Here is a 7,909-nt window from a genome sequence, read left to right on the forward strand (position 1 = left end):
CCCGCTCACTCCTACGAGACCCGCCTGTTCGGGGCGCCTCCCCCGCGGGACGGTCAGGAGGACCGCGAGCGCAGGCCCTCCAGCAGGATGTCCAGCAGCCGTGCCGAGGCCGCCGCCTGCTGAGCCGGGTCGGGCAGCGACGGCGCGGCCGTCGCGATGACCAGCAGCACGTCCGACACCGACACGTCGGCGCGCAACTCGCCCGCCTCCCGGGCCCGCTCCACGAGCCGGCCCACGACGTCGAGCAGCGCCGCGGCCCCCGCGTCGTCGACCGCGGCCGTGACGGCGCCCTCCGGGACGAGCCGCAGGTCGCCGCCGCTCGGCTGGGTCCGCTGTTGCGGCACCCGCGCCGCGTCGGCCGGCGCCGCCTCGGCGTCGTCCTCCGCGACCCCGACGCGCAGCACCTGCGGCGGCAGCAGCCGCCCGGCGCCGGACGCCACTGACGTGCGCAGGAAGCGCGACAGCGCCGACCACGGCTCGTCCTCCTGGCCCAGCGCCGCCCGCGCCTGGTCGGTCAGCCGCGAGGTCTCCTCCTCGGCTATCCGACGCACCAGGACGTCCTTGCTCGGGAAGCGCCGGTACACGGTGCCGACCCCGACCCGCGCGCGCCGCGCCACGTCCTCCATCGGCGCGCCGTAGCCCAGCTCGCCGAAGACCTCGCGCGCCGCTCGCAGTACGTGCTCCAGATTGCGCTGTGCGTCCACGCGCAGCGGTGCCGTCCGCGCGCTGTCTCCTCGTCCGCCGCCCACCGCGGCGCCGATCGCGCCACCCGGTGCGAGGGCCGACGCGGTCGGCCAATGCGAGTTCTGAACGGTCATGATCGATCCCCCGGTAATGACGTCTCCCCCCGGAGACTCTCCCCGCCATCGAATCCGGGGCGTGGAACACAGGGGACGGCCTCCGCGGACCCGCCCGTCGCAGACCCGCAGAGCGCTTCCCCCTGACACCCCGTCGGCATACGAACATAGTTGAGTGGGAGTCAATTCAGAAGGGGCACGTTCCGCACAGTGCGCCCCCCGATCGGAGTACGGATCACATACGTCCCGGTTGCACCCCTTCCCGCGCCCCGGCGTACGCCCTCTGACCTGCACGTATGCCACTCACTCCGGTGTTTCGGCCGACACGGGAGCCGCGCGACTCGCGGTCACACAAATTGTCGGGGCTGTGGACAAACTCCGATGCCCGGTGCGTCATGGGGTGGTGAAGGAACGTGCGCGCATTCTCGTTGTCGGCGGTGGCTACGTCGGGATGTACACGGCCCTGCGGCTCCAGCGGAGGCTCAAACAGGAACTCGGCCGGGGCGAGGCCGAGATCACGGTCGTCACACCCGACTCGTACATGACCTACCAGCCCTTCCTCCCCGAGGCGGCCGCGGGCAACATCTCGCCCCGGCACGTCGTCGTGCCCCTGCGCCGCGTTCTGCCCCACTGCCGGATCGTGGTCGGCGAGGTCACCGCCGTCGACCACGCCGGACGCACCGCCACCCTCACCACCCTCGCCACCGAGGAAGAGGGCGCCGGCCCCCAGCAGCTGACGTACGACGAACTCGTCCTCGCCCCCGGCTCGGTCTCCCGCACGCTGCCCATCCCCGGCCTCGCCGACTTCGCCATCGGCTTCAAGACCGTCGAGGAGGCCATCGGGCTGCGCAACCACGTCATCGAGCAGATGGACATCGCCTCCTCCACCCGCGACCCCGCCATCCGCGACGCCGCCCTCACCTTCGTCTTCGTCGGCGGCGGCTACGCGGGCGTGGAGGCACTCGGCGAGCTGGAGGACATGGCCCGCTACACCACCCGCTACTACCACAACGTCCAGCCCGACGACCTGAAGTGGATCCTCGTCGAGGCCTCCGACCGGATCCTGCCCGAGGTCGGCCCCGACCTGGGCCGCTACACCGTCAGCGAGCTGCGCCGCCGCAACATCGACGTACGCCTGAACACCCGCCTGGAGTCCTGCGCGGGCCGCGTCGCCGTCCTCAGCGACGGCGCCCGCTTCCCGACCCGCACGGTCGTGTGGACCGCAGGCGTCAAACCCCACCCGCTCCTCGCCGCCACCGACCTCCCGCTCACCGAGCGAGGCCGACTGAAATGCACCCCCGAGCTGACCCTCGACGGCGTCACGCACGCGTGGGCGGCCGGGGACGCCGCGGCCGTCCCCGACGTCACGGCCGACGAGCCCGGCAGCGAGACCGCCCCCAACGCGCAGCACGCCGTCCGCCAGGCCAGGACGCTCGCCGACAACATCGCCCGTTCCCTGCGCGGCGAACCCCTGCAGACGTACTCACACGCATACGCCGGCTCGGTCGCCTCACTCGGCCTGCACAAGGGCGTCGCACACGTCTACGGGCGCAAGCTCAAGGGGTATCCGGCCTGGTTCATGCACCGCGCGTACCACCTCAGCCGCGTGCCCACCTTCAACCGCAAGGCGCGGGTGCTCGCCGAATGGACCCTCTCCGGACTCTTCAAGCGGGAGATCGTCTCCCTGGGATCACTCGAACATCCCCGCGCGGAGTTCGAACTCGCTGCCGGTGGAAAGCCTTCTGACGAGTCTTCCGGCGACCCGAAGGGGTCGTCCTGACCCGATCAAGGAACTCCACCGGCCGCCCCCACGTCTGACGAATGTCGGCCCGGACGGCGGCCGCACTGCCAGACTGCTCCCTGCTCACCGCCCCCCGAGCCCCCCTTCCGAGCCCCTTCCGAGCCCCCTCCCGAGCCGGGGCGGACCACCACCCGCCCCCGTAAGACCCACGAAACTGTTCCCAGGCGCCCCACACCCCGGGTGCTGTAACAATGTGCGGCCACCGCGGCGCGGCCCCCGGCGCCCACGCCGGGCCCGGAGCCGGCCGACGACGACTACACGAGGCAAGGATTCGTGAACTTCACGCGCTGGAGCGCCCGGCTCCCCGGAACGCAGCGCCGCGCCGCCGCGCGACCCGAGCACCCGGTCACCACCACGGACCGGCGGAGCGAGGGCTCCGTGCCGGCGGCCCGCGCCGAACGACTCACCGATGAGCCGCCCCCGGTGCCCGCCGTCGACGAACTCCCGGTCCGTGAGGTCCTCGACCGCGTCCCGGCCCTCGTCGCGCTCGTGCACGGCCCCGACCACCGCCTCGCCTACGTCAACGACGCCTACACGGCGGCCTTCGGCGCACGCCCCTGCGGTGAGCCCGCCGCCGACGCCCTCCCCGAACTCCGCGACCTCGGCCTGCTGCCCCTCCTCGACCAGGCCCTGCGCAGCGGCAAGCCCCGCACCCTGAAGTCCCGCAAGGCCCCCGACGGCCGCCACTACACGTTCACCTGCACCCCGGCCGCCGAGGACAACGGCAAGGGCGCCGTCCTGATCTTCGCCACCGACGTCACCGACCACGCCGAAGCCGCCGAACGCCTCAGAACCAGTGAGCGACGTCAGCGCGAGACCGCCGTCACCCTCCAGCGCTCCCTCCTCCCCCAGGAGCTCGAAGAGCCCGACGACCTGCGCATCGCCGCCACCTACCAGCCCGGCGGCACCGAGGCCGCGGTCGGCGGCGACTGGTACGACGTCATCACCCTCGGCGGCGGCCGCACCGCCCTCGTCATCGGCGACGTCATGGGCCGGGGCGTCCGTGCGGCCGCCGTCATGGGCCAGCTCCGCACGGCCGTCAGGGCGTACGCCCGCCTCGACCTGCCCCCGCACGAGGTCCTCCAGCTCCTCGACGGCCTGGCCATGGAGATCGACGCCAATCAGATCGCCACCTGTGTGTACGCCATCCACGACCCCAACGAGGGCCGGCTGGTGTACGCCTCGGCGGGCCACCTGCCCATCCTCGTCCGCGACGACAACGGCACCGTCCTGCGCGCCGACGAGCCCACCGGCCCCCCGCTCGGCACCGGCGGCTGGATGCACGCCTCCGGCTCGATCCCCCTCGGCCCCGGCTCTACGGCCGTCCTCTACACCGACGGCCTGGTGGAGCGCCGGAACGAGGACCTCGACGAGGGCATCGCCGCCCTGGAACGCGCCCTGGCCGGCGCGACCGGCACCCCCCAGGTCGTCTGCGACCGCCTGGTCCGTTCCGCGGGCGTCACCGCCGACCACGACGACGACGTCGCCGTCCTCGTCCTGCAGCACCCGGCGCGCACCGGCCCCGACGGCGACCTCTTCCGCAACGCGGCCCTGGAGCTCCTCGGCGGGGTGGAAGCCGCCCCCCGCGCGCGTGCCTTCGCCTCCGGCGTCCTGACCAGCTGGCGCTTTCCGGCCGACCTGCACGACCTCGGCGTCCTCGCCACCAGCGAACTCGTCGCCAACTCGCTCCAGCACGGCGTCCCGCCCATGCGGCTGCGCCTGCGCCGCACCGACCGCCGCCTGATCATCGAGGTCACCGACGGCGACGACCACCTCCCGCGCCGCCGCCGTGCGGAACCGGGCGACGAGTCGGGCCGGGGCATCGCCATCGTCGCCACCATCGCCTCCAACTGGGGCAGCAGACGCACCCCGGGCGGCGGAAAGGCCGTGTGGTGCGAGTTCGTCCTGCCGAAGAAGACCGACTGACAGCGCCGGCCGACCGACAGCGCCGGCCGGCCGAGAGCGGAGAACGGGCCGGGAAAGGCCCCGAACACCCATTCCCCGCGCGCGGCACCTAGGCGAACACGTCCCCCGGTGCTAGTAGCTCCCCATGGCAGACGTAACGGGCTTTGACCTCAAGGGAAGCGCCCCCGAGCGCTACGAACACTATGTCGCGCCCCTCATGGCGCCCTTCGTCACCGCACTCGTGGACGCCGTGGACCTCTACCCCGGCGCCTCCGTCCTCGACCTCGCCTGCGGCACGGGCTTCGCGGCGCGCGCCGCCGCCGCACAGGCCGGACCCTCCGGCCGGGTCGCCGGCGCGGACCTCAACGAGGGCATGCTCAAGATCGCCGTGGCATGTCACCCACGCCTCTACCCGGACATCGAGTTCACCGCCGCCCCCGCCGACGACCTCCCCTACCCCGACGCCGTCTTCGACGCCGTCCTCTGCCAGCAGGGCGCCCAGTTCTTCCCCGACCTCGACGCCGCTCTCGCGGAGACGGCCCGTGTCACCCGCCCGGGAGGCCGCTTCGCCGCCACGGTCTGGGCCCGCCTGGACGACTCCCCGTACTTCCTGGCCCAGCTCCGCGCCCTCGAGCTGTTCGACGGCGCGGAGGCGGCCGCGAGCTTCCGAGCCGCCTTCGACGCCGCGGACCGCCTGACCGCCGCCCTCGACCGCGCCGGCTTCCACTCCACGACCCGCCGTGACCTCACCCTGGCCGTCGACCTCCCCCCACTGGAGGACTACGTCGCCGGCCACCTCTCCGCCATCCCCTGGGGCCGCTCGCTCATCGACTCCGGAGGCGACGAGGCCCTCACCCGCGCCGCCGAGACGATCCGCGCCCACCTGCCCGAGTCGACGACGGCTTTCCCCTTCACCGCGGCCCTGGTGACCGCGACCCGCTGACCGCGCCCCGGCGCGCCGCGCACGCAGACGCGGAAACACAGAGGCGGCCGTCGTTCCTGAGAACGACGGCCGCCTCTCCACAGGGCCGGTCCCGGCGGGCGGCCGGGCGGGCCTCAGGCCTCCGCAGCCACGGGCTCCACAGCGGCCCCGCCCCGCGCCACCACCCGGTTCCGCACCAGCCACGGCTGATCCTGGACGGCGGTCAGCCTCCGCCCCAGCCGCAGCGCAAGGTAGGTGATCCCGAGGGAGAACAGCAGGAACGTCACGATGTACGGGGTGTGCAGAGAGGACCCCATCGGCCCGCCCACCGCCGGCCCTACCGCCAACGCCAGCTGCTTCACCAAGGCGAACGCCGAGTTGTACTGGCCTGCCAGGCCGGCTGGCGCGAGATCCGCCACCAGCGGCGCGATCGTCGGCGACAGCATCGCCTCACCCAGCCCGAACAGCGCGTACGTCGACACGAACGCGGCCGTCGCCATCGTCCGGCTGCCGTCTCCGAGCCCGGCGTACCCGGCCACGGCCCAGGCCACCGCCCAGAGCAGCCCCACAGCCGCGATCACCCGCGACCGCTTGTGGCGCTCGACGAACTTCAGCACGGCGAACTGCGCTACGACGATCACCGCCGTGTTGGCGGCGAGCGCGGTCCCCAGAGCGGACGTCGAGATCCCGGCGGCCTCGACCCCGTACGCGCTCAGCCCCGACTCGAACTGCCCGTAACAGGCGAAGAACAGCACGAACCCCAGCACGCACAGCTGCACCATGGCCCGGTTCCCGAGCAGCTGCCTCCAGCCGCCCCGCGCGGACTGCGGGACGTCCCCCACACGCGGAGCGCGGGGCGGCCGCACCGTCGACATCACCACGGCCAGCAGCAGGAACATCGCCGCCTCGATGGCGAACAGCAGCGTGAAGGAGGACACGCGCGTGGGGTCGACGAGGTGCCCGCCGATCAGCCCGCCCACGCCGAGCCCGAGGTTCTGCAGGAAGAACTGCGTCGCGAACGCCCGCGAGCGGGTCTCCGAGGCCGAGCTGTCCACGATCATCGTCGCCAGCGCCGGCTGCATCACGGCCTGCCCGGCCCCGAGCGCCGCCGCGGCGGTCAGGACGGCGGTGGCGTCGCCGGCGAGCCCCAGCCCCAGCGAGCCGACGGCGGCGGTGATCAGGGCGGCGAGCAGGACCGGCAGGGGACCGCGCCGCACGATCGCCCGGCCGGCGAACGGCAGCACGATCAGTGCGGCCACGGCGAACACGGCGAGGACGAGCCCCGCCGTCATGGCCCCCAGCCCCCGCACCTGCGCCACGTAGACGTACAGGTAGGGGACGGTGAAACCGAGCCCGAACGCGCTGAGCGCGTTGCCCACGTGGATCCGGCGCATCGCTGCGCCCATCGCCCTGGTCACGTTCACCTCTCTCAGACCGCGCCGACGCACCCTCAGCGCGCCGACACCTGGAAGCTTCAACTCCCTCAGTACTTAGGACCGAAGACTTCGAAGCTAAAGTTCGAGGTTGAACAGTACACCTTGAAGTACTTCAAGGCGAATGTGGTCCGTGCGATACTCGGGTCCATGGGCGACACCCCCGGCACGATCGGCAGCGGCCTCGGCGGCGAGCCGACCCTGGAAGAGCAGATCGCCGCGTACCAGCGCGAGTTCCGGGACCTCGACCCGCAGGTCGAGAAGATCGTCTCGGCGCTCTCCCGCCTCAACCGCCGCATGAACGTCGCGTACGGCCGCCAGACCGCCGACCTCGGCATCAGCAACGCCGAGTGGGAGGTCCTCAAGGCCCTCGTGCTCTCCGGCGCCCCCTATCGCCTGGGCCCCAGCGACCTCGCCAAGCGCCTCGGCCTGACGCCGGCCGCGATGACCCACCGGATCGACCGCATGGTCGCCGAGGGGCTGGTCACCCGTGAACGGGACGAGTCCAACCGGGTGCGCGTGATCGTGGAACTGACGCCCGAGGGCCGCGAGAAGTGGCTGCGGGCGATGCGCATGGCGACGGTCTTCGAGGAGGACCTCCTGCAGGACCTCACCGCCGACGAGCGCACGACCCTCGGCGAGGTCCTGACCAGGCTCCTGCGCAGGGTGGAGCACGCCCAGCCGGACGCCGGCGGCAGGCTCAGCGACCTCGACTGACCCCCAGGAAAAGATCTTGACAGCGGGCGCTTGACACCGCCCTGCAGGGTCAGTAAAGTTCTTCGGGTTGCCACAGAGCCGTAACGGTTCTTCGGCAACACCTCCGCCGCAGCAGCGGCACAATCAAACCACAGCACGATCTCCCGACGGGGTCGAATTCGGCGTGCCCGAATTCAATTCGAATAGGGGTCGACAGTCCGATTAGGAACTGCCGAACGGATCCGCTAAGGTTTGAGACGTCGGAACGGCCCAACAGCCGGGAAGGCAACCCCCCTCTGACGGGGAATCAGCGCCGAAAGGATCTGATAGAGTCGGAACCGCCGGAAAGGGAAAC

General features: G+C 72.2%; 6 protein-coding genes. 4 read left to right on the plus strand and 2 right to left on the minus strand.

The genetic code is table 11. The features are described from left to right. Nucleotides 1-53: 53 nt before the first annotated feature. Nucleotides 54-818, minus strand: coding sequence for a TetR/AcrR family transcriptional regulator (locus IE239_RS39690; RefSeq protein WP_190154313.1), 765 nt, complete (start codon nt 816-818; stop codon nt 54-56). Between the two features lie 379 nt (nt 819-1,197). On the opposite strand from IE239_RS39690, the gene IE239_RS39695 reads away from it, so the two are divergent. The 3 genes from IE239_RS39695 (at nt 1,198) to IE239_RS39705 (ending at nt 5,446) form a co-directional block, all read left to right on the plus strand. Next, nucleotides 1,198-2,577: an NAD(P)/FAD-dependent oxidoreductase gene (locus tag IE239_RS39695; protein WP_190154314.1), complete on the plus strand. Its 1,380-nt coding sequence runs from the start codon at nt 1,198-1,200 to the stop codon at nt 2,575-2,577. A gap of 294 nt (nt 2,578-2,871) precedes the next feature. Then, nucleotides 2,872-4,524 carry an ATP-binding SpoIIE family protein phosphatase gene (locus tag IE239_RS39700; protein ID WP_190154315.1) on the plus strand — a complete coding sequence of 551 codons (1,653 nt, stop codon included), beginning with the start codon at nt 2,872-2,874 and terminating at the stop codon, nt 4,522-4,524. Nucleotides 4,525-4,648: 124 nt separating this feature from the next. Beyond that, nucleotides 4,649-5,446, plus strand: coding sequence for a class I SAM-dependent methyltransferase (locus IE239_RS39705; RefSeq protein ID WP_190154316.1), 798 nt, complete (start codon nt 4,649-4,651; stop codon nt 5,444-5,446). 113 nt (nt 5,447-5,559) lie between these two features. On the opposite strand, the gene IE239_RS39710 is transcribed toward IE239_RS39705, so the two are convergent. Further along, nucleotides 5,560-6,831 carry an MFS transporter gene (locus IE239_RS39710; protein WP_190154318.1) on the minus strand — a complete coding sequence of 424 codons (1,272 nt, stop codon included), beginning with the start codon at nt 6,829-6,831 and terminating at the stop codon, nt 5,560-5,562. Nucleotides 6,832-7,008: 177 nt separating this feature from the next. Here IE239_RS39710 and IE239_RS39715 point away from each other — a divergent pair, with 177 nt between their 5' ends. Beyond that, nucleotides 7,009-7,575, plus strand: coding sequence for a MarR family winged helix-turn-helix transcriptional regulator (locus IE239_RS39715; RefSeq protein ID WP_190154317.1), 567 nt, complete (start codon nt 7,009-7,011; stop codon nt 7,573-7,575). Nucleotides 7,576-7,909: the final 334 nt, after the last annotated feature.

Source organism: Streptomyces humidus (assembly GCF_014649655.1).
GTDB lineage: Bacteria > Actinomycetota > Actinomycetes > Streptomycetales > Streptomycetaceae > Streptomyces > Streptomyces humidus.